At 37.6% G+C, this 24,213-nt stretch carries 19 protein-coding genes and 2 pseudogenes; 18 read left to right on the top strand and 3 right to left on the bottom strand.

What is annotated here, in order from left to right; translation table 11 throughout:
• The first annotated feature begins 1 nt into the window (after window position 1).
• The 5 genes from WMZ97_RS07840 (at window position 2) to WMZ97_RS07860 (ending at window position 6,553) form a co-directional block, all read left to right on the top strand.
• Window positions 2–1,870: a TnsD family transposase gene (locus tag WMZ97_RS07840; RefSeq protein ID WP_328005686.1), complete on the top strand. Its 1,869-nt coding sequence runs from the start codon at window positions 2–4 to the stop codon at window positions 1,868–1,870.
• Window positions 1,851–3,383 (top strand): Tn7-like element transposition protein TnsE, encoded by a 1,533-nt coding sequence (locus WMZ97_RS07845; protein ID WP_000043576.1) that lies wholly within the window; start codon window positions 1,851–1,853, stop codon window positions 3,381–3,383. The genes WMZ97_RS07840 and WMZ97_RS07845 overlap by 20 nt, the downstream gene beginning before the upstream one ends.
• 261 nt (window positions 3,384–3,644) lie before the next feature.
• Window positions 3,645–4,778: a zinc-dependent alcohol dehydrogenase gene (locus WMZ97_RS07850; RefSeq protein ID WP_343271535.1), complete on the top strand. Its 1,134-nt coding sequence runs from the start codon at window positions 3,645–3,647 to the stop codon at window positions 4,776–4,778.
• A gap of 83 nt (window positions 4,779–4,861) precedes the next feature.
• Window positions 4,862–5,182, top strand: a complete 321-nt coding sequence (locus WMZ97_RS07855; RefSeq protein ID WP_016201446.1) for a DUF4158 domain-containing protein — start codon at window positions 4,862–4,864, stop codon at window positions 5,180–5,182.
• Window positions 5,183–5,572: 390 nt separating this feature from the next.
• Window positions 5,573–6,553 carry an SDR family oxidoreductase gene (locus tag WMZ97_RS07860; protein WP_001993829.1) on the top strand — a complete coding sequence of 327 codons (981 nt, stop codon included), beginning with the start codon at window positions 5,573–5,575 and terminating at the stop codon, window positions 6,551–6,553.
• A 283-nt stretch (window positions 6,554–6,836) separates the two neighbouring features.
• Here WMZ97_RS07860 and WMZ97_RS07865 read toward each other — a convergent pair.
• A pseudogene (locus WMZ97_RS07865) lies at window positions 6,837–7,208 on the bottom strand (glutathione-dependent formaldehyde dehydrogenase); the annotation flags it as partial.
• A 679-nt stretch (window positions 7,209–7,887) separates the two neighbouring features.
• On the opposite strand from WMZ97_RS07865, the gene WMZ97_RS07870 reads away from it, so the two are divergent.
• The 7 genes and pseudogenes from WMZ97_RS07870 (at window position 7,888) to WMZ97_RS07900 (ending at window position 13,361) form a co-directional block, all read left to right on the top strand.
• Window positions 7,888–8,583, top strand: coding sequence for a response regulator transcription factor (locus WMZ97_RS07870; RefSeq protein WP_343271536.1), 696 nt, complete (start codon window positions 7,888–7,890; stop codon window positions 8,581–8,583).
• A 152-nt stretch (window positions 8,584–8,735) separates the two neighbouring features.
• Window positions 8,736–8,918, top strand: coding sequence for a hypothetical protein (locus WMZ97_RS07875; protein ID WP_343271537.1), 183 nt, complete (start codon window positions 8,736–8,738; stop codon window positions 8,916–8,918).
• 344 nt (window positions 8,919–9,262) lie between these two features.
• On the top strand, window positions 9,263–10,186 hold the full coding sequence (locus tag WMZ97_RS07880; RefSeq protein ID WP_343271538.1) for an ATP-binding cassette domain-containing protein: 924 nt from the start codon (window positions 9,263–9,265) through the stop codon (window positions 10,184–10,186).
• 140 nt (window positions 10,187–10,326) lie between these two features.
• Window positions 10,327–10,935, top strand: a complete 609-nt coding sequence (locus WMZ97_RS07885) for an ABC transporter permease (RefSeq protein WP_343271539.1) — start codon at window positions 10,327–10,329, stop codon at window positions 10,933–10,935.
• Between the two features lie 105 nt (window positions 10,936–11,040).
• Window positions 11,041–11,853 (top strand): sensor histidine kinase, encoded by an 813-nt coding sequence (locus WMZ97_RS07890; protein WP_343271540.1) that lies wholly within the window; start codon window positions 11,041–11,043, stop codon window positions 11,851–11,853.
• Between the two features lie 1,026 nt (window positions 11,854–12,879).
• A pseudogene (locus WMZ97_RS07895) lies at window positions 12,880–13,028 on the top strand (VOC family protein); the annotation flags it as partial.
• Between the two features lie 39 nt (window positions 13,029–13,067).
• The gene (locus WMZ97_RS07900; protein ID WP_343271542.1) at window positions 13,068–13,361 is read left to right on the top strand and encodes a hypothetical protein; all 294 of its coding nucleotides are present in this window, start codon (window positions 13,068–13,070) and stop codon (window positions 13,359–13,361) included.
• 1,150 nt (window positions 13,362–14,511) lie between these two features.
• On the opposite strand, the gene WMZ97_RS07905 is transcribed toward WMZ97_RS07900, so the two are convergent.
• A complete protein-coding gene (locus tag WMZ97_RS07905; protein WP_343271543.1) occupies window positions 14,512–15,399 on the bottom strand; it encodes a LysR family transcriptional regulator in 888 nt (295 codons plus the stop codon).
• Window positions 15,400–15,520: 121 nt separating this feature from the next.
• Here WMZ97_RS07905 and WMZ97_RS07910 point away from each other — a divergent pair, with 121 nt between their 5' ends.
• Both WMZ97_RS07910 and WMZ97_RS07915 read left to right on the top strand, forming a co-directional pair.
• Complete coding sequence (locus WMZ97_RS07910; RefSeq protein WP_343271544.1) at window positions 15,521–16,540, top strand: alpha/beta fold hydrolase; 1,020 nt, start codon at window positions 15,521–15,523, stop codon at window positions 16,538–16,540.
• A gap of 432 nt (window positions 16,541–16,972) precedes the next feature.
• On the top strand, window positions 16,973–17,887 hold the full coding sequence (locus WMZ97_RS07915; protein ID WP_343271545.1) for a class I SAM-dependent methyltransferase: 915 nt from the start codon (window positions 16,973–16,975) through the stop codon (window positions 17,885–17,887).
• A 312-nt stretch (window positions 17,888–18,199) separates the two neighbouring features.
• Here the strand turns inward: WMZ97_RS07915 and WMZ97_RS07920 are convergent, their stop codons facing one another.
• Window positions 18,200–19,240 carry a YkvI family membrane protein gene (locus WMZ97_RS07920; RefSeq protein WP_343271546.1) on the bottom strand — a complete coding sequence of 347 codons (1,041 nt, stop codon included), beginning with the start codon at window positions 19,238–19,240 and terminating at the stop codon, window positions 18,200–18,202.
• Window positions 19,241–20,585: 1,345 nt separating this feature from the next.
• Between WMZ97_RS07920 and WMZ97_RS07925 the strand changes: the two genes are divergently transcribed.
• The 4 genes from WMZ97_RS07925 to WMZ97_RS07940 all read left to right on the top strand — a co-directional run bounded on the left by WMZ97_RS07925 (window position 20,586) and on the right by WMZ97_RS07940 (window position 24,211).
• A complete protein-coding gene (locus tag WMZ97_RS07925) occupies window positions 20,586–22,010 on the top strand; it encodes an MDR family MFS transporter (protein ID WP_343271547.1) in 1,425 nt (474 codons plus the stop codon).
• A gap of 127 nt (window positions 22,011–22,137) precedes the next feature.
• Entirely contained in the window at window positions 22,138–22,695 is a 558-nt protein-coding gene (locus tag WMZ97_RS07930; protein ID WP_405027665.1) for a DUF4256 domain-containing protein, read from the top strand.
• 114 nt (window positions 22,696–22,809) lie between these two features.
• Entirely contained in the window at window positions 22,810–23,628 is an 819-nt protein-coding gene (locus WMZ97_RS07935) for an alpha/beta hydrolase family protein (RefSeq protein ID WP_343271548.1), read from the top strand.
• Between the two features lie 280 nt (window positions 23,629–23,908).
• Entirely contained in the window at window positions 23,909–24,211 is a 303-nt protein-coding gene (locus tag WMZ97_RS07940; protein ID WP_343271549.1) for a metal-sensing transcriptional repressor, read from the top strand.
• Window positions 24,212–24,213 lie beyond the last annotated feature (2 nt).

The raw sequence follows: 24,213 nt of genomic DNA on the forward strand, positions 1-24,213 counted from the left end.
CATGCTGCCATTCTTTACGGATCCATATCCAGATGAATTGATATATTCGGCGATTGCGCGATATCACTTTTACAGTGGAAATATTGATTACAAAGATACATTGGAAGAAGTGTTTCAAAGTCGTTCTGTAATACCGAGTGTAGAGATTGGTAGTCATTTTTCTATATTAGCTGAGCAATTAGGCTCCAACTATTCTGTTGAAAGCTTATTAGCTAAGCATACGATCTACCCTTACTATGCTTCGTTTCTTTCCAAGCAACGCCAGAAAGAACTTCTACAAGATGTTCAAGTAGATGGAAAAGGACTTTATACAAGACTTGGCATAGTTGCAGGAAGCATTTGCAGAAAGAATGGACTCTTTTATTGCCCAGAGTGTGCAACTAATGATATTGAGCAACATGGAGAACCCTATTTTCATCGTGAGCACCAGCTACAAGGGATTGATTTCTGTGCACATCATGAACTGAAATTAATGAAGTATCCTATCGATTTTTCAAAGCAAAGTCGAATTGAGTTTATTCGATTTGATAAAAAGCTATTGAACTTATCAATGATTCAAGAAGTTGAACTAAAAGAGTTTATAGCCATTCAAATTGCTTTAGCAAAGATGGCTTATCAACTGCTGCAAGTTCCAATACATCAATTTTCAAGAGAATCTATTAATCTTAAATATCGTGTTCTTTTACGGGAGCGTAATTTAATAACAACGTCTAATCGAATTCGGCAAAAGGAGCTATACAAAGCATTTCAATCAAAGTTCCCAAAAGGCTTTTTAGATGAGTACGAATCAGCAATCAATGTAAATGATGAATACAATTGGCTGAAGGTCATTACACGCAATCTAAAACGTCATGTACATCCTTTCCGTCATTTGCTTATTCTTTATTTCTTAGAACAAGATTTGGAGTCCTTTTTACAAATTGAAGCTGATACAGGTCCTTTCGGTAGTGGCCCATGGCCCTGTTTAAATAAAGCAGCTAATCATTATAAGGAATTTGTGATTCATGAAGTAAATGTTACAAGGGATTTTAAATCAAATGCACCCATTGGCACGTTTGAATGCTCTTGTGGCTTTATTTACGCTAGAAAGGGTCCTGATAGATTATCTGAAGATAAATATCGTATTGGACGTACAAAAGCGTATGGAGATGTCTGGAAGGCTAAATTACATGAATTAGCAGTTGATGGAACCTACAGTATAAGAGCATTAGCTAGAATGCTTGGCGTGGATTCGAAAACAGTTAAAGGACATCTTGCCTCAGTTGAGAAAATAGAGAAATTACCTGATAAAGTTTTTCCACCAATGTTACATATGTATCGAAAGCAATTATTAAAAGGAATGCAGCAATATCCAAGTTACTCGAGAACACAAATTCGTCAATGTTTACCGAAAGAATATATTTACTTATATCGAAATGATAAAGAATGGCTGTTTGAACAGTTACCTATAATTCAGGCGAAGGAAAAGCCAAAATCAATTGTCAATTGGGACGTACGTGATCGAGAATATCTTTCTAAAATTAAACAGCTTTACAAAGAATTAATTGAACTGGAAAAGCCCGTACGTATCACGATTTCGATAATTGGGAAACGTCTAGGAATCTTATCAAATTTGGAGAAACATCTTGATAAGCTGCCACAAACTGAAAAATATCTAAATAAAATTACGGAATCTATACAACAGTTTCAGATTCGACGATGCTGTAAAATTATTGATCGTATGTTGCTGGAGCAAGAACCAGTTTTATTATGGAAAGTACAGCGTATTGGCGCTGTTAAGTCACATCATTTTCACGAAATAAAACCGTATTTGGAAGAGTATTTACGAACAAAACAGGAAGTGAAAAGTTATGAGCAAACAACAGGTTAAACTAGCTTGGCCTTTTGCTAAAGGTGAAAAAGCACAACTAATATGGATTGGTGAGCCATTTCGATATGATCATAAAATGATAATCAAAGCTTATTTTCGCTCACAAGGTCGTACAGAAGGTATATTAATGGATTGGGGTACATTACCATGCTTAGCAATCCAACATTATTATACTGATGGCATCATAACGGCTAGTCAAGTTTCTGAAAGTGTACAAGAAATCGATATGACTATTTATCCTAATAAAGTTAAATTTCACGAACGCCCTTGGTCTATTCAAGGAAGCAGTGATCCTGCAACTTCCCGTAGTTTCGTGTTCTCTTTTGATGGAAAGAATGTGATTTTACCAGTCATTGAAGTATTGCGTAGCATTTTAGCTCCGAACGGCTTCCTTTTATATCGCTTGTTTGAATCGAATTCATTTCCTCAGTTCTTCACAGAAACATATGAACCTAATAAAATCCATCTTAGCTTTTCATCACAATATGAATTGAAATACACAAAGACAACGTTCATTTATCAATTGGTGTGGTTGCTAACGAATCGAGACCTACGACAAGCCTATGAAAATATAGCATTTACTTGGTTGCAGGAAAAGACTTTGAAGTTCGAATGGAACTTTACACAACCGATTACAATAACAGCTCGTGTAAAGGAGAAGAATAACACGTGTACAGTATTACAAATTGTTAATGTGAAAAATAAAGATATTCCGTACCAACATATTTCGATTTCGCATCCAGAAATACAAAATCAAGAGAAATCCAATGAGGCAAAGAAATACACTTATCGTTTTCTAAATAGACAGGGTGATGAAGAGGGCTTTACATTAGATGAACAAGTAGATGGTTCTACAGAAGACTTTGATCTTGTACAAATGAATCAGTTGAAACATGAATATACATCGGTACCCAAAATCAAACGAATTAAAAGTAGTTCCTCAAAGCAGCGAACGAAAGAAGATGAAAATACTAAGAAATACTATGGCAGCAATGATTCAATTCGATCTACAGCAGACACTGGAGGTCAAAAACTAGCAAGAGGAATAGAACATCAAATGTTATCTGAAATTCAAGTACAAGGTGAATTGCAAGATTTCATTAATGTCCTTAGAATAATGGAGCAATATCCAGAAGTAAGTGCGATACGAGCATTTATAGATGTGTTACCAGAGGGAATTGGAGACCGCAGATTTACGAAATTGAGTGATAATATCACGAAACGACGTTATGTGATTGCAGAAGTATATATGATAAGTGGGAAGAAATTCAATATTATTGAAGTTGAGCGAGAAGATCGCTCTTTATCAATGCTAATTTTATCATCACTTGCAATAAATGATTGGAAATCGATTTATGATAGATTGTTAGTAAACCTTGTGAATGATAGTGGTACGTGGACAAGTAAGTCGCTGAAAAGTATTGAGGAGAGTAGGGTTACAGTGATGAAAGCTAAACACAGTTCTAAAGGGGTTAAGCATAAGGCTGAAATTCTATTAAATAAGTTAGAATAGCAGTGAAGATTTGAGTAAAGGAATAAATGAAATACCTCTTCCCTCAAAGAATAATCCAAATTATTTCCCCGAATTAATTCACGCTATATACACTTACAATAACTAATTCGAGAGCTATCACCAATACTTCGTAATCAAAACGGTGCGACTTCTTTAACTTACATAAAACAATTACGCTAAGAGTGACTAAGTATATTATTTACTTTCTTTGTTAACAATAGTTAAGAGTGTTAACAGTATTAGAAATAGGAGGGTGCATTTATGAAGGCTGTAACTTATCAAGGACCAAATCATGTACAGGTTAATCAAGTAGAGGATGCAAAATTAGAAAAAAAAGACGATATTATAGTTAAGATTACTTCTACTGCTATTTGCGGATCTGATTTGCATTTATATCAAGGTAACATGCCATTACCCCCAGGATATATTATTGGCCACGAACCAATGGGTATTGTGGAAGAAGTTGGACCTGAAGTCACAAAAGTAAAAAAGGGAGACCGTGTTGTCGTTCCCTTTAATGTTTCATGTGGACATTGCTTTTATTGCCAACATGAAATGGAAAGCCAATGTGATAACTCAAACCCTCATTATGATTCTGGCGGATACTTTGGTTATACTGAGAAGTTCGGTAACCATCCGGGTGGTCAGGCTGAATATTTAAAAGTCCCTTTTGGAAACTTCACTCCCTTTGTTATCCCGGAGTCATGCGAATTGGAGGATGAGTCACTGCTCTTTTTATCGGATGTTCTGCCAACAGCTTATTGGAGTGTAAAAAATGCAGGTGTAAAATCAGGCGATACAGTTATTGTTCTTGGATGCGGACCTGTTGGGTTGATGGTACAAAAATTTGCCTGGATGGAAGGTGCAAAGCGTGTAATAGCAGTTGATTACTTGGATTACCGGATCAATCATGCGAAAAAGATGAACAATGTTGAGGTATTTGAGTTCACAAAATACCCTGATATGGGCGAACATTTAAAAGAGATCACACATGGTGGGGCAGATGTCGTCATCGATTGTGTAGGTATGGACGGAAAGAAATCACCCCTAGAGTTTCTGGAACAAAAATTCAAACTGCAGGGCGGAACCCTTGTACCTATTCAAATTTCTACTAAAGCTGTCCGAAAGTATGGGACAGTGCAAATGACTGGTGTTTACGGGGGTAACTATAATCTATTTCCATTAGGTGCATTTTGGATTAGAAATATTAATCTTAAAATGGGACAGGCTCCAGTCATTCATTTTATGCCAGAATTGTTTAAAAAAATAACAAATAACGAATTTGACCCAAGAGATATTATCACACACAAGATGTCCCTTGAAGAAGCAAGTCATGGTTATCGAATTTTTAATAATCGTGAGGATGAATGTATAAAAGTCGTTTTAAAACCGTAATCCTCTTCTCTTTCCAAAAAGACTTCATACTTTGTATAGAAGTCTTTTTATTCGACCATTTAGCCAAGAAGGTCAAAAAGTAATTGATAGATACAATGAATAAACTCGCATACAGTAAAGACGAACCTGCTGACCTAGTCAATGTAGCAATTGAAGAGCTAATACATCAAAAATATGAACTTCCCATCTACAATACTTTAAAAGATGCAGCCAATGATGTTCGAAAAAGGTCTTATCGTATGATTTATCATAACTTACTTAATGAAAATCAAAAAGAGAGCGTGAATCAACTTTTCGAGGTATCAGAAGGTTCTACAAACAGTCCATGGAATCAATTGAAAGAGGATGCAAAAAGAGCGACTTTATCACATTTAGAACTCTCGTTGCTCGCCGAGATTGGTTAATGGAAACTGAACATCTCTACAGAATTACTTCATGATATTAAGAATTTGTGGAACAACAAAACGTATTTTTTGTTATTCAGCAATAGGGTCAAATCGTATTATGTGGTTAGCAGGTTTTTTCTGGTTGACCTATTTTTTTAGGTACTATTCTTGAGGTAGCCGGGATTAAAGAACTGTTAAGTAAAAATAAGTTGATCCGTTAAAGGGGTAGAATATTGAGTAAAGCTCCTTGTCCTAAAGGTCAGTTCAATAAAGAAAAAAGGTGTCTCTTTTGAGGAAGAATAAGCTTCTGTGTTGAAAGTAAACCACTTTTTTCAAACTTTTTTAATTTATTTGTAGTGAACAACATAAACATTCTATAGAAGAAAATTATTTCTATAGGAGGTTTCCATGGATCAAAAGGATCAAAGTCGTCAATTAGACCAAATAAAGCAAATGCAACAAATGTTTAAAGCGAACATGAAAACTCAACCTTATCCCATGTACCCTAACTATGGGAAAATCACACGTTACGAAGAAATTCCGATAAGTTTACCTGAACAGCGCCAGCTGCGCCATCCCGGAGTGGAAAAATTTATGGTCCCCCTCCCAATTATCGAAAACCCGAACTATAAAGGGAGTGAAAAGTTAACAGGAAAAGTAGCACTTATTACAGGGGGGGACAGTGGTATTGGTGCAGCAGTAGCAATTGCGTTTGCTAAAGAAGGCGCAGATGTTGCTATTTCATACTTAGATGAACATGAGGATGCAAATAGAACAAAAACGAGGATTGAACAACTCGGACAACGTTGTTTTCTAATGCCTGGGGACTTGCGAGACAAACAACAGTGTATCTCCATTGTAGAACAAACAGTAAATACGTTTGGACGTCTCGATATTCTTTGTAACCACGTTGGTATCCAATTCCAACAACTAAGTCTGCTTGACATTACAGATGAGCAATTCGATGACACCTTCAAAGTTAATATATACTCTCATTTTTACACAACAAGGGCAGCGCTTCCTCATTTAAAACCAGGCAGCTCAATCATTGGCACTTCTTCAGTGGTGACGTATGTAGGTGAGCAGCAAATGATTGATTATACGGCCACAAAAGGCGCAATAGTTGGTTGGACACGTGCCTTGGCTAAAAATGTCGTGAAACAAGGGATCCGAGTCAATGCCGTCGCCCCCGGCCGAATTTGGACCCCACTTATTTCAGCAAGTTTCTCGTCAGACCAAGTCGCTGTATATGGAGCATTTAATCCAATGGAACGAGTTGCCCATCCATTTGAACTCGCACCAACCTTTGTCTATCTTGCTTCTGATGATTCTCGTTTTGTTACTGGTCAAGTTCTTCATGTTGATGGGGGAGAATCCACACATTCCTAATGGAAGGGGGTTACCATTTTGAGATATGAATTTAATCCAGAAGTAAAGCTATTGCTAGTAAACCATTCAAATGAAAAAGTAAGGATGGTCTATATGGAGGATTCCTGGCCCATGCCAAAAATAGGACTGAGACCACCATATTATTGCTACCCAAGTTACGAGCTGAATTATCCAATAATCTAAATAATAACAGACAAAAAGACTTCTATACACAGTGTGGAAGTCCATTCAACATTTCGCTTAGGGTTCGCAATTATGCTAACTTTCAATTCATCCATTTAAACTAATAGGATAACGGTTTTAAAACGACTTTTATACAGTCGTCCTCACGATTATTAAACATTTGATAACCATGACTTGCTTATCCAAGGGCCACTTTGTATGTGGGTCAAACTCGTTATTCGTTATTTTTTCAAAAAATTCAGGCATAAAATGTATGACTGATGCCAGTCCCATTCTCAGATTGATATTCCTAACTCAACCCAATGGAAACACATTATAGTTGCCCCCATAAACATCTATTAATTGGACCGTTCCATATTTTTGCACAGCTTTTGTAGAAATTTGAATAGGTCCAAGGGTTCCACCTTGGCAACTTTAATTTTTGTTCAAGAATCTCCAAAGATGATTTATTCCCGTCAATACCTACACAATTGTGGATTTGAAATAAAGTCGTACCGTTTATAAAAAAGATGTACCGTTTTAAAGAAAGTTATACCGTTTACAAAAAAGTTGCACCGTTTTATTCCTTTTCGATTAAAGGATTCTAAGTGAGTTTTAATTAAACTTTTTTATAAAAAGGAATGTTCATTCAAAAAGAAAAGAACCCATTTTGATCAATCTTTTTTCAAAATGGATTCTTTTCTTTTACCGTAAAATATGGATTTGTCGAACGTTTTTGATCAAACTTTATTTTAAAGTTACAGTATTGTTGCTTTAAAATAAAGTTCGGTTATTTATAATAAAGATTGATAAAAACAATCCCCTTAAGATAATATGTTCTTAAAGGGTTGTTTTTTTATTCTGAAAAATTAAGGTGGACTAAAGCAAGGTCAAAAAAGAAAACGTAACTTAAATATATAGTTAAATTAACCATAAAGCGAAAACTATTCTTAGAAAATTGATATAAAGATAACCGAAACGAAATTTACACTGTTAAGAGTAAGAGATTAGGATATAAAAATAGTGGTATATAAGATCGGTACGCGTGAACAACTAGGTAATATGAAAGAACGTCTAGATCTTGTTTTGAAGGACTATAAAGATTTTGAGTTATCAAAACCCGCTTGGTTTATACCATCAATGTTGAATTCAAATAAGAAGGTGTAGATAAAATGGATCAACAAATAAAAATCTTAGTAGTTGAAGATGATAATGATATAAATAAATTGTTATGTGACATCATACGAAATAGTGGTTATATCCCCCACTCTGCTTATTCTGGAACAGAAGCCATGATTTATTTAGAAAAGCAAAAGTGGGATATGGTGCTACTGGATTTAATGCTCCCAGGAATGACTGGGGAAGAGATACTAGCCAAAATAAGTGAGAAAACTCTTGTTCCTGTCATAATTATCTCAGCAAAGGGTGAGCTACAAGCAAAAATCGATGCATTAAAAACAGGTGCAGATGATTACATCACGAAGCCTTTTCAAATTGAGGAAGTATCTGCAAGAATTGATTCCCATATACGGAGATTTCGTCGCATCAGTCAGGCTTCTTTTCAAGGCAAAGAGTTAATATATAAAGATATTTGGCTCGATATGAATTCACAAATCGTACGTGTAAATGGAACAGAACTTATTCTTACAGCACGAGAGTATGCCATTTTGACACTTCTTATGTCTTCTCCTAAGAAAGTCTTCACGAAAGCCAACCTGTTTGAGAGTGTATGGAACGAAAAGTATTATAGGGATGATAATACGATAAGTGTTCATATGAGCAACCTCAGAAGTAAACTATCAAATGCAAATCCATATGAAGAATATATTGAGACGGTCTGGGGAGTAGGGTATAAACTAAAATCTTAAGACTTTTTTAAGACTTTTCTTAACCCTTTCTTATGTTTTTCTTTCTAAACTAAAAGCATAGTAAGAAAAATGTAGGAGGGGTATAGAGAAAGGGCAATCTCCGCGCAAGGAATTTTTTAAGAAGGTTTTACAGGTATTAGCAGTGTTCGCAGGTGATTCAAATGACGCTGTTTAAATTAGTGAAGAAAAATGTCGGGAGAAAAGAGATCCGCAATCTGATTGCAAAACAAACATTATTCGTTTTCGCTTTCCCTTTGCTTGTAGGAATTGTACACAGTCTGTTTATTATTAAAGCATTTTTGCGATTGTTGGCTACTTTACTGGATTTGATCTAACAATACCCATACTTTCTTCGATGATTGCGTATTTCGTTATTTATCTTGGATTTTATATATTAACAGTAAAAACGTATAACAATCTCGTAAATAGCAATTAGAGTTGCTTACTTCATAAAACAAAATAATAACCAGGACTTCCAGCCAGCGACATGTATGGAAATGGAGTGCATTATTTAGTGAGAGGGTACAGTCCGGCTGGATTTATCTTCGGTGAATTGGGTCGGTCGCCCTTTGGCTCTCGCATTTACGGACAGCGAAATTTGCTATCGACGGCGTCTTTTCTAAAGCATAAGTTGATATAAAGATGAGAGTGTAATGTGAGAGAAAGTGAGGTAAAATAAATGGCTGAAAATATTTTAAGAACAACTAATTTATCAAAGCAATATAAAGATCAATTTGCTATAAAAAAAGTAAATATTTCTATAAAAAAGGGGTCTATTTATGGATTTATTGGGCAGAATGGTGCGGGTAAATCAACGTTAATTAGGGTGGTAACAGGCCTTGCTTCTCCGACTTCGGGAACGCTTGAGCTATTTGGTCACAGTAATGTACGGAGGCTTATTGAGGGTAGAAAGCGAATTGGAACGATTATTGAGGGTCCTGCATTGTATCCACAAATGACTGCAACTGAAAATTTAGAGGCACATAGGCTTTTAAGGGGTATCCCAGGGAAGGAATGCATCGGAAAAACACTCGAACTTATTGGTCTTCAGGATACAGGGAAAAAGAAGGCCAAGAATTTTTCCTTAGGAATGAAACAAAGACTCGGTATTGGGATTGCGTTGTTAGGTGATCCTGAATTCTTGATTCTCGATGAACCCATCAATGGACTTGACCCAATGGGCGTTGTCGAAATTAGAGAATTATTGAAGAAACTCAATAATGAATTTGGAATTACGATCTTAATATCGAGCCATATTTTAAGTGAGCTCCATTTACTAGCTACCCACTATGGAATTATTCATAAAGGGGTATTGTTGGAGCAATTAACAGCGAATGAGCTTAATGAAAAATGCCAACAGTATATCCATATTAAAGTAGATAATCCGGATAAAGCGGCAACGATTATTGAAACTCAACTTGGGACTACTCATTATGAAGTCTTGTCAGACGGGATAATAAAGCTATTTAGCTATCTTGATACCCCAGGTGACGTTTCCAAAATACTATCAAGTGAAGGTTTAATAATCGAACAATTTATGCCGATGGGTGAAGAACTAGAAACGTATTTCACCAATCTTATCGGAGGTGTTGAGCATGGATAATCTAGTGAAATTTGAGTTATTTAAGTTGAGGAAAGATCGATCATTCTGGACGTTGGTCTTTGGATTAATAGCAGCAGCTGCTTTCTATCCCCTGTTCATTTTTTTTTAATGAAGGTGTATTTGGTACGGGTCCCGTTTCAGTGAAAGAGTTATATACGTATACAGCTCTTGAGGCCAATAATTATATTGTCAAGCTAGTACCTTGTATACTAGCAGGTTTCTTTATTTCTAGCGAATATTCAACTGGTACAATGAAAAGTATGGGGGCCTCCGGCAATAGTAGATTTCGTATCTTTTCTGCTAAATTGTTTGTCTTTTCATTTGGTGCTGTTGTTATTTCACTCATATTCCCTATTGTCATGACAGGAGTCACGGCCATTTTTTCTGGTTTCAACGACATGCCAGATCTGACCTATCTCGTTCGAACCATCGGGTTAACAATCCTTTATGCAACAGCATTTGCTTCGATTATGGCATTAGCTGCTATTATATTCACAGATAGTGGTAAAACGATTGGTTTTCTAATCTTATTTTTCATTCTCTTTGACAGTATCCTATATGCTTTAAGTCAAAAGTTTTCCTTATTTGAAACCATCTTTAATTATTCTGCATTTAAGCTATTTTTAGACATCAGCAAACTTAACCTAGGTAATGGAGAATTCCTTCAGTTATTGCTTGTACCAATCATAACCATTATCATTATTGGACTTATAGGCAGTTTCGTTTTTCAAAGGAAAGAAATAAAATAAGAAAGAAAGCGGGTGAGAATTATCGTCTATATTGTTATCATTTCTATACTGACAACTGTAGTTTTTCTCACTCGCTTTTATTTATTAAAAAAGGAAATAAAAAGAGTGGAAAAGCAATTGAACGAATTAAACAACAATAAGACAGAAAAAAATGTAGATATTTTCTTGTTTGATAAGGATTTAGAAGAACTGGCAAAGGAAATAAACACTCAAATTGGTAAAACGAAACTGGCAAATGCAGAGAAGATGCGTAAAGAAAACGAATTAAAGCAGGCTATTGCTAATATTTCACATGATATTCGTACACCTATGACCTCTATCTTAGGGTATATTCAATTTTTAGACTCCGGCGAATTATCTTCAGAGAAAAAAATAGAGTATACTGCCATAATAAAAAGTGGAGCACTGAGATTAAAGATTTTATTAGAAGACTTCTTTGAATTATCTATCATTGAATCGGCAGACTATCCATTAAAGATTGAAAAAATAAAATTGAACAATTTGGTATTAGAAGTGTTGGTAGGTTTTTATGATCAATTCAATCAGCAAGATCTTAAGCCGGATCTCCGTATTCCAGAAGAAGAGATATGTATCATAGCTGACTCCTCTTCAGTTAAAAGAGTGATAGAAAACTTAGTGATCAATGCAATAAAATATTCAAGTGGAAATGTATCAATCCGTCTTAAAAAAATGCAATCTTCTATTCGACTGATCATCTCTAATACTGTTGATCAGTTAAGTGAACATGATATTAATTATTTGTTTGATCGATTTTATAAAGTCGACAAAACAAGAACAGAAAAAAGTACAGGGTTAGGATTATCGATTGCTAAAAGCCTAATGATAAAAATGCATGGCAATCTTACTGCTGAATTAAAAGAGAATGAGTTATCCATGATTTGTGAATGGAAAATTTAGTGCCTATCTGATGATAAATTGGCCACTTGGTTGAGTAACGTTTTATATGGAATTGGATATTTAAATAATGAATCCATTTTGATCAATCTATTTTCAAAATGGATGTGTAATGGTATCGTTTAAAACTAAACAGATCAACTTATTAGTGTCGTCAGGGTGATCTATATGCCCATCCGTAGCCAAGGCCGTAGCGGATGCCGAGTTTCCGGAAATTACTGAAGGCTATCTTTCAATGGTTACAGATGTCTATGATATGCGGCTTTCGCCCGGTTATCTTGGTATAGATTCAGGGAGGGCGTGGACTAAGGTAGCGACTGTTACTGGATCCTACGGTCTCGCACTTGGCAGTTAAAAAGATATTGTCGATGCATCGCCTTCCGAATTCAGGGTGAATGGCATTGATACACGGGATTTGATGACGCGTCAGATATGGGGGGCTAGGGTTCTTCAAAGTGGTCAGAACCTTCCTGATTGCGAGGCTAATGAACGATTGACTTTTACCCTGTTTCCTGGCGAAGGTCTTACCGAAAGCCTTACGGAGTCTGGCACTGTACTTCATGGAAAAGTCAGATTTCTTCTTGGGAAACCAGACCGGGGAATCGGTTCAGCCCGAGTCGCTCCCGCTATCGTTATCTACAATCAAAACAATTCGAATGGGTAAAAACACTAAATATGAATGACCTTAACGTTCTGCCATAATAGGGCTTCTATCTTGAATAAGGATTGGCGCACGTACCATTGTGGAATAGAGGTGGAGGAGAAACAGAATGGTCAACAAAATAAAAAAATCAAAAATGGTTCTCATTTCTGAAGACCCGTTTAAGAGTGCTTAATGCCTCCTTGCTCGTCGGTTTGTTATGGGGTATTTGGCATGTTGGAATTTTTTCTAAAGGATTCATGTTCGCCGGGTTATTTATTCTATCAACTGTTTTCATGTCAGTATTTCTCGTAGAGTTGTTGAGTAGAGCGAAAGGTAATCATCTTATGTTAATAAATTTTCACGAAAAGGTGGATATTATTATCGGTGAAGTTGATGATCTTGTTCATGCACTAACTCGCATAAAAGAAGCAGGAATTACAATTGGGCATGGGCCAGTCAAAGAACCATGGGGTGTGCGGTGTTTTTACGTTAGGGATCCGTTCGGGAGCTTGTCAATATTTTAATCCATCTATAAAAGGTCTACAATCATTTAAGAATGAAGGTGAAAGTATTTATGATCTCAAATAACCAAGACGTAAATGAAATCAAGATTGGGGAGCAACTCGTTCATCCAGATGGTAGAACCGTCACTTTTGTAAAACGCGGGACGGACGGAAAAGGGGATTTTCTGATCATCAAGCATCAAATGACAAAACAGGGAGTCCTTAATGGACCGCATTGGCATCCGAAGTTGTCGGAATCATTTTCAGTAAAAGAAGGGCGAATGCGCTTTCTTTTGGACGGATGTAGAGCAAGGGGAAACGATTACGGTGTACCCGAATCAGGTACATCAATTTTGGAATATTAGCGAACAGCATTTGGTGGCGACCCATGAGATTCGTCCACCAGGACGGCATTGGAAAATGTTTGTGCTCGTTCACAAACTAGAATGTGAAGGCAAAATGTCGGCAAAAGGGGTTCCGCGGAATCTGTTGTGGCTAGGTGTTGCTTGGGAATGTATTGATGGCTACATGGCAGGTCCCCCTAAGTTTATCCAAAGGGTGTTTTTGGGAGGTTTGGCAAAACTGGCTAAATGGTTAGGATACCGGATCTAACCCCTTCTATGACTAAAGGCTGCCAAACCAAAGGGAAAGAAGGAATTACGATGATGGAAACGACAGTAAGTTCTATTAAATCTCGCTTGATTGCTTAAATAATGCGTGTTTTGGCGATTTTTAGGCGGTTTTCTCGTTATACATTACGGGAATCCAGGATAAAAATATTGACTGAATTGAGTTAGTTGGAGCGCTGTATGCGGTTAAAGTCACACGTGCGGTGTGAAGTGGGGGAAAAGCTAGCGATAACTTCAAAGGCTTACCTATCATTATAATAACATAAACAGAAAACGATCAAACTTTTTATAAAATTTCTTGGGAAAATTCAACTTCCACCGATTGGAGAGTGTTGATCCCGCATACTGCGAGGAGGTTGCTGAGTTCCTTGATGCTAAGAACAAAGAAACGCGCAGGAAAATAAATCATCTGGAAAGGGTCAGTCAGATGCTCACCATGACATCCGAAACGTTGAGGAATTTTAATCACGAAAACGATCAACGATTGGCATATTTATTGTTAATGTCAACTGTGGATACATTTTTGTTTTCACTAAACCGCCCCGATAGTACCTGATCTTCATAGACCGAAACTAATAAAATATTCAAAATGATTACTTTGAAAAATAAAGACCACCCACTTGATGATTCCTTATTTTGAAATAAAGGAAAGTCTTATGCTATCAAGCTCTTTTGCTTAATATAATATTTGTTTTTCTTTTAGTCTCTCGTTTCTAGGAACAATGAAAACCGCCAAAGGGCCCCTTATTTTACACTAAAAAAATAAAAGATTTGGTTTCTACAGTTATTTGCTTAACTCCCAATCTCCATAGATTATTCGTTCTTGAACCGAAGTTGATTTTGATTTAACGGGTAAAATCGTGATCTATTCCCCAACAACTTCACTTTAAGGGAAATTGTTTCTTGTTATTTTTAAGAAAGATTTGATAGCAGGCGAAAGCCATTTATCTTTATGAAATAGCATCTGGGTAACAATTTGAAGATTTGGCATTTCCCAAGGTAGTGAGACCAGTTCGCCCCGTTCCAGCTCGGCCTTTACTGCTATTTCAGGGAGAAAGGCAATGCCAATACCAGCAATTGCACACTGTTTAATTGCTTCCGCGCTCGTAAATTCCAAATTATTAATACTTTCTTTAACCCCCTGTTGCTCCAGTGATCGATCAAAGAGTGTGCGATAGGTACACCCTTTCTCTGTAAGCAAAAACGACTCACCTTGGAAATCTTCTGAACGAAGGTTTAACTTTTGGGCAAGTGGATGGTCTGGTGCAACAAGGAGAAGAAAGGATTCTTCGATTAAAGGTTCTATAACAAGGTTCGTTGAATGAATTGGTTCATCCAACATAAAAACAATGTCCGTTCTTCCTTCATAAAGACTTGGCTTAAGCTGTTGATTCGTAAAAGGGCGAAAAATCAGCCGTACGCCGGGGTAATGTGCACGAAAAGAACGGAAAACGGCAGGCAGGCGGTAAGAACAAAGGACTTCATTGGCACTAATAGTAAGGGTACCTGTTAATTCTTCATTTTCTTTCATGGCTAAATGTGCTTCATCTACACTGTTTAACACTTTTTCAGCATGTAAAAGGAATCGTTTTCCGGCGTCAGTGAGAACAATTTGTTTCCCTAATCGGTCAATGAGTTGTGTACCCAGTTCTTCTTCTAAGGATTTCATTTGCATCGTGACATTTGATGGAACGTAATTGAGTGCTTCAGCAGCCCGAGCGAAATTTAGTGTCAGGGCAATTGTTCTGAAGGTAATAAGCTGGCGTATTTCCATAATAGTTCATCCTTTTGTTCAATTTTTTTGAATGATAGATTCAAAAACGTTTACTTTTATTAATGATAACACCCCTTTATACTAAAGACAAAGAAATGAATCAATGGAAGGGGTAGTTATTATGGATTATAAAATCTTTGAACTCGGGGATGTTACATTACAATCTGGGGTGAAGTTACCTAACGCATTTCTCGCATTTAAGACCTACGGGACATTAAATCAAGACAAAAGCAATGTGGTTGTTTATCCTACTGCATTTGGAGATACACATAAAAACAACGAGTGGTTAATTGGGAATGGAATGGCACTAGATCCTGAAAAATACTTTATTATCGTTCCAAATCTGTTGGGCAACGGCTTATCTTCGTCTCCCAGTAACATGCCATCTCCATTCGACCGGACTAATTTTCCGCAGGTAACGATCTATGACAATGTTAAATTACAGCATAGGCTGTTGACCGAAAAATTCGGCATTCAAAAGATCGCACTCGTAGTAGGATGGTCAATGGGAGGCATTCAATCATTCCAATGGGGAGCAAGTTATCCAGACATGGTGGAACGAATTGCGCCTTTCAATGGAGCTGCAAAGACTTGGCCGCATACGCATGTGGTCCTGGACGGAATGAAAGCGGCGCTTATGGCTGCAGTTGGCTTTGATTCAAGTAAACTTAACCAGTTGACTTCTGCAGATATGCGCGCCGTTGGCCGTGTCTATGCAGGATGGGGCTTATCGCAGGCGTTTTACAGGGAGGAACTTTATCGCGAGCTAGGATATGGCTCATTGGAAGATTTTGTGGTTGGATTCTGGGAAAAAAGCTTTATGAGGATGGATCCGCACAATGTCCTGGCCATGTTATGGACTGGCCAAAACGCAGATATTAGTGCTGATCCCTCCTATAACGGAGATTTCGATAAGGCGCTCAAAACCATTAAAGCGCTTGCCTGCATCATGACAGGGAGTACGGATCTATTTTGTACGGTGGATGATAACAAATATGAGTCTCAGTTTATACCTAATGCTGTATTTAATCCTATCGAGTCAATCTGGGGTCATTTTGCTGGTCGTGGAATCAATGGTGCTGATAATAAATTTATTGATGATAACCTAAAACACTTGTTGGCGCTTAGTACTAACGGATAGATCATCATTTAAACTTTGAATCCCTACAATGATAAGTGAAAAAGCTACGTTGATTTCCACTGCTGGCGGATGCTTTTTAGCGGGCATGGCTTGAGCCTCCTTGGAAGAAAACGACTTCTTGTGGGGTCTCAAGACTCATTCTATTTTCGCTGGAGTCATCGCCTTTTGTTCCAATCAACTGGCGGAAAACCCCATATTTACAACTATTAAAATGAGAAACATGTATATTGTACGGTTTTCACAGCAGAGTAGGCAATTATGAAATTGATTCAGGTAAAAAATAAATAGAAAAAAAGGGGGAGAGACCTTCAACGTCAAATTCGTATGCATCGATTATATTATTCTACTTTTACATTACCATAAATTGTTCGAAAATTCAAGACTTGTTATCCTTCTGAATAGGGTGTATTAAGTAATAGAGGTGATGAAAAAATGGAACAAAAAAGTATGACGGCACTTGTAAGTGCTTTTGCCAGGGCCTATCATTCTACGCACAGAGAGGTGAAAGTATTTAATGATTATTTAGCGAAGGACGTTTTTAAAAAAGGAGAATATGAACAGATCGCTGGTTATATGTCCAAGGGCATTGATTTTTTCAATCCATCTTTTGTTGGTACAAAGGATGAAGCGTTACGATGGGTAGTAGATCATCAATTATCTCCGTCTCCATTAGGAAGAGCTGCGTTTGCTGAAAAGATGCTAGAAAATGCCGTGAAAATTGGTGCGGGGCAATATTTAATTTTTGCTGCGGGGTACGATACCTTTGCCTATCGACAACCTAGCTGGGCAGCGGGTATCGAGATTTTTGAAATAGACCATTGGGATATGCTCGCGGATAAGCAAAAACGTGTTCATGCTATAGCGGAACAAAGGCCTACAAACTTACACTATGTTGCTGTGGATTTTACGCAAACCAATTGGAAGACCCGTTTGTTTAGCTGTAAAGCATTTGACCAAAACAAAATAAGTTTTTGTAGCTTATTGGGGATCAGTTATTATTTGTCGCAGGAAAATTTCACAGAAATGATCCGAACGTTATCAAGGCAATTGCCAAAGGGCAGCAGTGTCGTTTTTGACTACCCCGATGAAAAAACCTATACAAAGAAGGCTGGTGAACGAGCTCAAAAACAAACAGCTATAGCCGGGGAAGCAAATGAAAAAATGCTCTCCGCCTATTCTTATTTGGAAATGGAAAGGCTTTTAAGCGACAACTCTTTTTTGATTTATGAACATTTGACACCAGATAAGATTACCAATCAGTTTTTTAAGAAGTACAACGAAGCAAATCCAGAACATCAAATGACAGCATTTCCCAATGTAAATTATTGTTTAGCTGTAAAAAGGTAAATTGTGGATTCTTTATTTCATTTTCATGCTAGAGACATCAAACAATCGAATGAATATCTTAAAGCGTTAGGCTATCAAATAGAATTGGATATGATTTGATGTGTTTTTAACATCCGTGCCCCCAGATAAAAATATGATTAATAATTAGTTGTGTATCTGTAATTAGGAAAGGTGGGGGCAGTGGATTTAATTGTGTGTCTTCCGTTTCTTTTTAAGTGACCAAAAGATGGAATTGTAAAGGATAAAACAGGGTATGCCTCTCATGTAAACATCCATTAAAAAATTGGACGTTTCTGTGAGGGGTGGCTACATTCACTTCATAGGTGATTTTTTAAATAACAAAAATACTAAAACAAATAAACTCATGTATCCTAAAAGCGGGTACAATACTGTAACTAATTTCCCATACCCTGCTTGGCTTACCACAAAGATCACAAGCAGGATAATCAATACGATATGATGATAACGAAGGCTAACTATTGTCTTTAATTGACGTGCTATTCCAAAAACGTTTCCGACCACAGAATTAAAGATCTCCCCATAGATTACAAATAGAAACAAGACATGAATAAAGGTTCCGAAATGCTTGACTATCCCAGCCATTGGAATCTCGTGTGGAAATGTTTCCGGAAAGACGGATAATGAAAAGTGATTTAATAATAATAAAAAAGTTAGAATTAGTCCACCCCAAAACCCTCCCCATCGAAGAATACGCTCATCATGAATTTCATTCCCAAGTGGTACAAGTACGACTTGGGCGGTTATAATATTAAACGCGGGATATGTAAAAGGGGAGACAGCCCATGAGAAGGATTCTGGCTCCTGCTTTGGAATGATTTGCTCCAAAAGTTCATGGGGGTATTGATTGAAAATCGCAAACGCCACAAACAGACTGAAGATAATCATTATAGGAACGATGTAAGAATTAATTGCCAAAATCCCCTTCAGGCCTTTTAATATCACGATATAACAGAGAAGGAGTGTGACAATAATCCCAATTTGATAAGGGAGGCCAAGCTGTTCATGAAAAACAGCTCCTGCACCTGACAACAAAACAGAAGTAACGCAAACAATGATTATAAAAATGAGGATGTTAACAACTTTTCCAACCTTAATACCAAATAAGTATTCGTTAAATTCTCGAAAAGAATAAGCTTGAACACGGGCTGAAATGATCATGATTTTCGTCCCTGCCATGATAAATAAAAATCCACTTATAGCAATCCCCAACGTTCCTAAAGCGCCGTTTAAGCTAAAAAATGTAACGATTTCTTTTCCCGATGAAAAACCAGCACCGACAACTGTTCCGACATATGTTGCAGCTAAAATAAATATAGAAATCCGTTGATTCATGTTCCATTCACCTCATCATTATCTTATGATAACGGAAGAGATAAAAGGACAAGCTTTTCCCTAATTTTTACTATTCATACTATAAATAAGTACATCATCCGCATTTGATATGCTATTATATTTTTATCCCACTCTTAACGGGCAGTAAGACTCCCACTTCAAGGTTTTGAGGTCACTGAAAGAGTACCTTTCATAATCGTTGGGAAGAAAACGGGCTGAGACGTGCGGCAACAGGCCTGGAACGCACGACAGAAAGTCCGAAATGTACGAAATGGAAAGGTTTCAAAACGAATCTATTTCACTTTTTCAGTAGCCACCGAGAATTTGAGTGGAACTAAAAAAGATAAGTGGGAGTTCAACTGCATGACAAAGGTCCGATTCTATTCTCAGCCTGCCCGATGCAGGTCACAAAGGTGTTGCAACTCAGATGTTGCGAACTCTTAGCCTTTGTTCCTCTATTAAGAGGGGGAGGAAAGGCAGACTAGGAACGTCTGAGTTCATCGAAAACCTTCATTTAATGAAGTTTCACTTTATAAAAGCCACGAAATGTTACCGCTTCAAGTATTCCCGTTAATTGTCATTTTGTTAATTAAGAATGATATTATTAAAATGAAGGATTATTTCATATTCCCAAATGAAAATCCAAAGTATATCACGATGAAAACTGTAATTGGAATCCACGCCAACCATGCCTATAATGGCCGATGGGGTGGATACGTAATTTAAGAAATATGACGCAGAAACCATTAAAAGCCCCAGCTCTTATGATATGTGATCGTTTTTTGGAACTGAATATGGTAAAACGATTACTATTTAAGTCGACAAAAAGGAGAGATTGTAGTTAACGATTGATATAGATGAAAAAGTTAAAAGATGGATTAACGAAAAGGGAAATCACACAACTATTTCCAAACTTGATATTAGAAGGTATGGTATCGGTATATTTCAATATTTGGTTGCTGAAGGGCTAGAAAGATAACAAAAAGATAAGCAATGTTCACGCGAAATATTAATTTATTTCAACTTCATTCGAATGATGTTAATAGGAATAAAGAAAGTAAGAATGATCATATCACTTAATTTTGTTGTATAAGAATTCATTTCACTTTGGCAGTTTAAAGATTTTTAATGTAGAAGTTCCATATCGACCAAGAAAGAACCCTGGACTTGCTTAATAGGCGTTGTTCAGGGTTTCATATAGTGATTAGGGCATGAAGCATTTTGCTGCTAATAAATTAGCAAATGATGCTTCTTACTTTTCAAATGGATGTGAAACAGGTTATGATAAATCATTGTCTTAATAAAAATAACTTTTTTGATTATAGCTAGAGTGAGGTAGGTATGAATGACATCACAAACGTATAATAGAAAAATAATTGTTGTTTTGTTATTGGCTGGGGCGTTTATTTCGATCTTAAACCAGACGACCATGATTACGGCGATCCCGCCAATTATGAAGGAAATGCATATTAGTGCTAATACGGCCCAGTGGTTAACAACCGTTTTTATGCTCGTCAATGGCGTGATGATTCCTGTTACAGCCTTCTTAATTGAACGCTTTTCAACACGGCAGCTCTTTATTTCCGCAATGAGCATTTTTGCCTTTGGAACCTTGATTGCCGGAATTGCACCGGACTTTAACGTTCTTTTACTTGGCCGCATTATTCAGTCAGGCGGTGCTGGGATTATGATGCCGTTGATGCAAACGGTCTTTTTATTAATTTATCCAATTCATAAGCGGGGCGCGGCGATGGGGCTGGTGGGTCTGGTTATCCAATTTGCTCCGGCTATCGGGCCCGCCCTGTCTGGTTGGCTGATCAGTGCTTATTCCTGGCGTGTCATGTTCTTTGTTATTTTGCCTATTGCCCTTTTGCTGATTGGCATTGCAATAAAAGCCATGCAAAATGTTACCGAGCTGACCCGTCCGAAAGTCGATATCTTATCTATTATTCTATCCTCGTTTGGTTTTGGAGGATTGCTTTATGGGTTCACCTGTGCAGGGAATTTAGGCTGGGGGAATGTCACAACCATACTCACTTTAACAATAGGTGTGGTTGCTTTGATTCTGTTCATTGTGCGACAGTTGCGACTTGCCCATCCAATGTTGGAATTTAGGGTATTTAAATATTTTATTTTTACATTGACGACTGGCATTGGGATGCTTGCATTTGCGGGTCTCATTGGAATCGAAACCTTGATCCCGCTTTATATGCAAAATATGCGGAGCTTTACGGCGATGGAGTCAGGATTGGCCATTTTACCTGGGGCGCTTATTATGGGATTAATGTCACCGATCACAGGACGTATTTTCGATAAGATTGGCGCCAAGTGGATGTCGATTACGGGGTTAATTATCATGACGCTCACGACATTGCCATTTGCAAACTTAACGACTTCTACTTCGTTTGCTTATCTCACCATCTATTATTCGATTCGGATGTTTGGATTGTCGATGGTGATGATGCCGGTAACAACAGCTGGTTTAAATCAATTACCCAAGCAGTTAATCGCGCATGGGACAGCGATGAATAATACTATGCGCCAAGTCTCAGCTTCGGTTGGCACGGCGATTCTTGTGACGGTCATGACCACAACAGGAGAGGAAGCAAAGCAGGATCCTACGATTTCATACCCGATGATCCATGGTGTGAATGTCGCCTTTATAGTGATCACCGTGCTTTCGATTATTGGAGTAATTTTGGCCTTTTTTATAAAGAAAACCTACCCTCCGGAGCAACCCGGGCAAATTAGTGGGCGTAAAAACAAATAGGAAGTTAACATTTACTCATTTTTCAAGAGGGTATTCTTCGCTATGAATAGAAATAGTAAGTGAGGATTGGAATGGGAGGATGACGTCTGTACAGATAACGATAATGCCAAAAAGGAGAGAAACGAAGATGAATAAAAATCAACTGTCACTAAAACAACGTGAGGAATTACTCCGTACATTGAAAGCCCGCTTTGAAAAAAACATGAACCACCATCAGTCTCTGGAATGGGTTAAAGTTCAAGAAAAGCTGGAAGACCCGGGAAAATTATGGTCGCTCCATGAAATGGAAAGAACTGGCGGTGAACCGGATGTTATTGGATATGATAAAAGTACGGACGAATATATTTTTTATGATTGTTCCGCAGAAAGCCCTAAAGGACGCAGAAGTGTTTGCTTCGACCGCAAAGGGCTGGAGTCAAGGAAAAAACATAAGCCGGAAAATAACGCTATTGATATGGCGACCGACATGGGGATAGAGCTTTTGACAGAAAAACAATATCGGGCGTTGCAGCAACTTGGAAAATTCGATATGAAGACATCGAGCTGGATACAGACACCCGATGATATCAGAGAACTTGGCGGAGCACTTTTTTGTGATTATCGCTTCGGGCATGTCTTCGTGTATCACAATGGCGCGTCCTCTTACTATGGCTCTAGAGGGTTCCGCGGCTCGCTGAGGGTTTGAAATTTACTTTAGACAACAAAATGTAAAATTGTAGCGTTTAACATTTTGTTTCTCATACTTCGAGATACTGTTTTAATATCTCTAATCCTATTTTTATCCGATGGAGGTGCTATTGTGAATATACGAATGAAACGGTGCATTTACGGAAAAGATCCATTCCAATTTGGGGATCTCCGTCTCCCAGAAGGTGATGGCCCTTATCCGATTGCAATTGTTATACACGGTGGCTTTTGGAAAAATAGTTTTGGTTTAGATTTAATGGAACCTGTAGCAGAACATTTAACAGCCAAAGGAGTTGCGACCTGGAATATAGAATTTCGCCGCGTTGGTGATGAAGGTGGCGGTTGGCCGGGTACATTCATTGATGTTGCTAACGCGGCTGATCATTTACAACAAATAGCGGAAGAACAACAGCTTGACTTAAGCCAGGCTGTTGCTATTGGACATTCTGCAGGAGGTCATCTAGCTTTATGGCTAGCAGCACGTAAGAAGCTACCAGCAAGTAGCGTGTTAAGAACCACCGGTCAACCGATTACACTGAAAGGAGTGATAAGCTTAGCGGGAGTGAACGATCTTGCGCTCATGGATGATGTTCATCATTTACGCTTATCCGAATCTGGTATGGAATTTAATCATCCTGTTTCTAATTTGTTAGGCGGGACACCCAGAGAGGTTCCGAAGCGTTATGAACAAGCTTCTCCAATTCAGTTTTTACCCCTTCAAATCCCACAAGTGCTTATTCACGGGTCACTTGACATTAATGTACCAATCGGGATTAGTTATAGCTATAAACGTACAGCAGATGCTGTTGGGGATCCGGTAAAAATGGTGGAAATCCCATCTGCCGAACACTTTAAAATAGTTAACCCTCATGTTGATGAGTGGTCATATGTTATCAATGAAGTTACTAATTTACTGGGTCTGCTTCAATAAAAGCTTTTTATGAAAAAACAAATTCAAATATGCCGAATAAAAATCCATTTTGATTGAGTAAATTCAAAATGGATTTTTTAACTAAATATGAAAAAGATAAAAATATTGAACATGCACCATCGAACACTTCCATCCCCCCAATGAATTTCTGGATAAGCTGAAACTGCGGGTCTCATATTGTTGTCCTAAGAGGGCAAAATAACTTAAAGTGCTTTTTGTGTTGACAAAAATACATTAGGGGGGTATAGTATATTCAGAAGCAGAAAAGGAGATGGTAAATATGGGCGAATTTTTACATGATCACCCAATTACACCTCGGACAAATGATGAGAAGCAGGCGGTTATCAATCGTCTGAAACGAATAGAAGGGCAAGTACGCGGTATTCAAAAAATGGTGGAAGATGACCGGTATTGTCCGGATATTTTGGTGCAAATCAGTGCTATTAATGCCGCACTTAAAAAAGTAGGGTTTACCGTAGCAGAACGGCACGCGAAACATTGTGTCAGTCATGCCGTTAAGTCAGGCGAAGGCGATGCTGCCATTGATGAGTTATTAGGTATCATGAAGCAATTTTCCAAGTAAGG

It is taken from the genome of Lentibacillus songyuanensis, from assembly GCF_039548255.1.
Lineage (GTDB): Bacteria > Bacillota > Bacilli > Bacillales > Amphibacillaceae > Lentibacillus_C > Lentibacillus_C songyuanensis.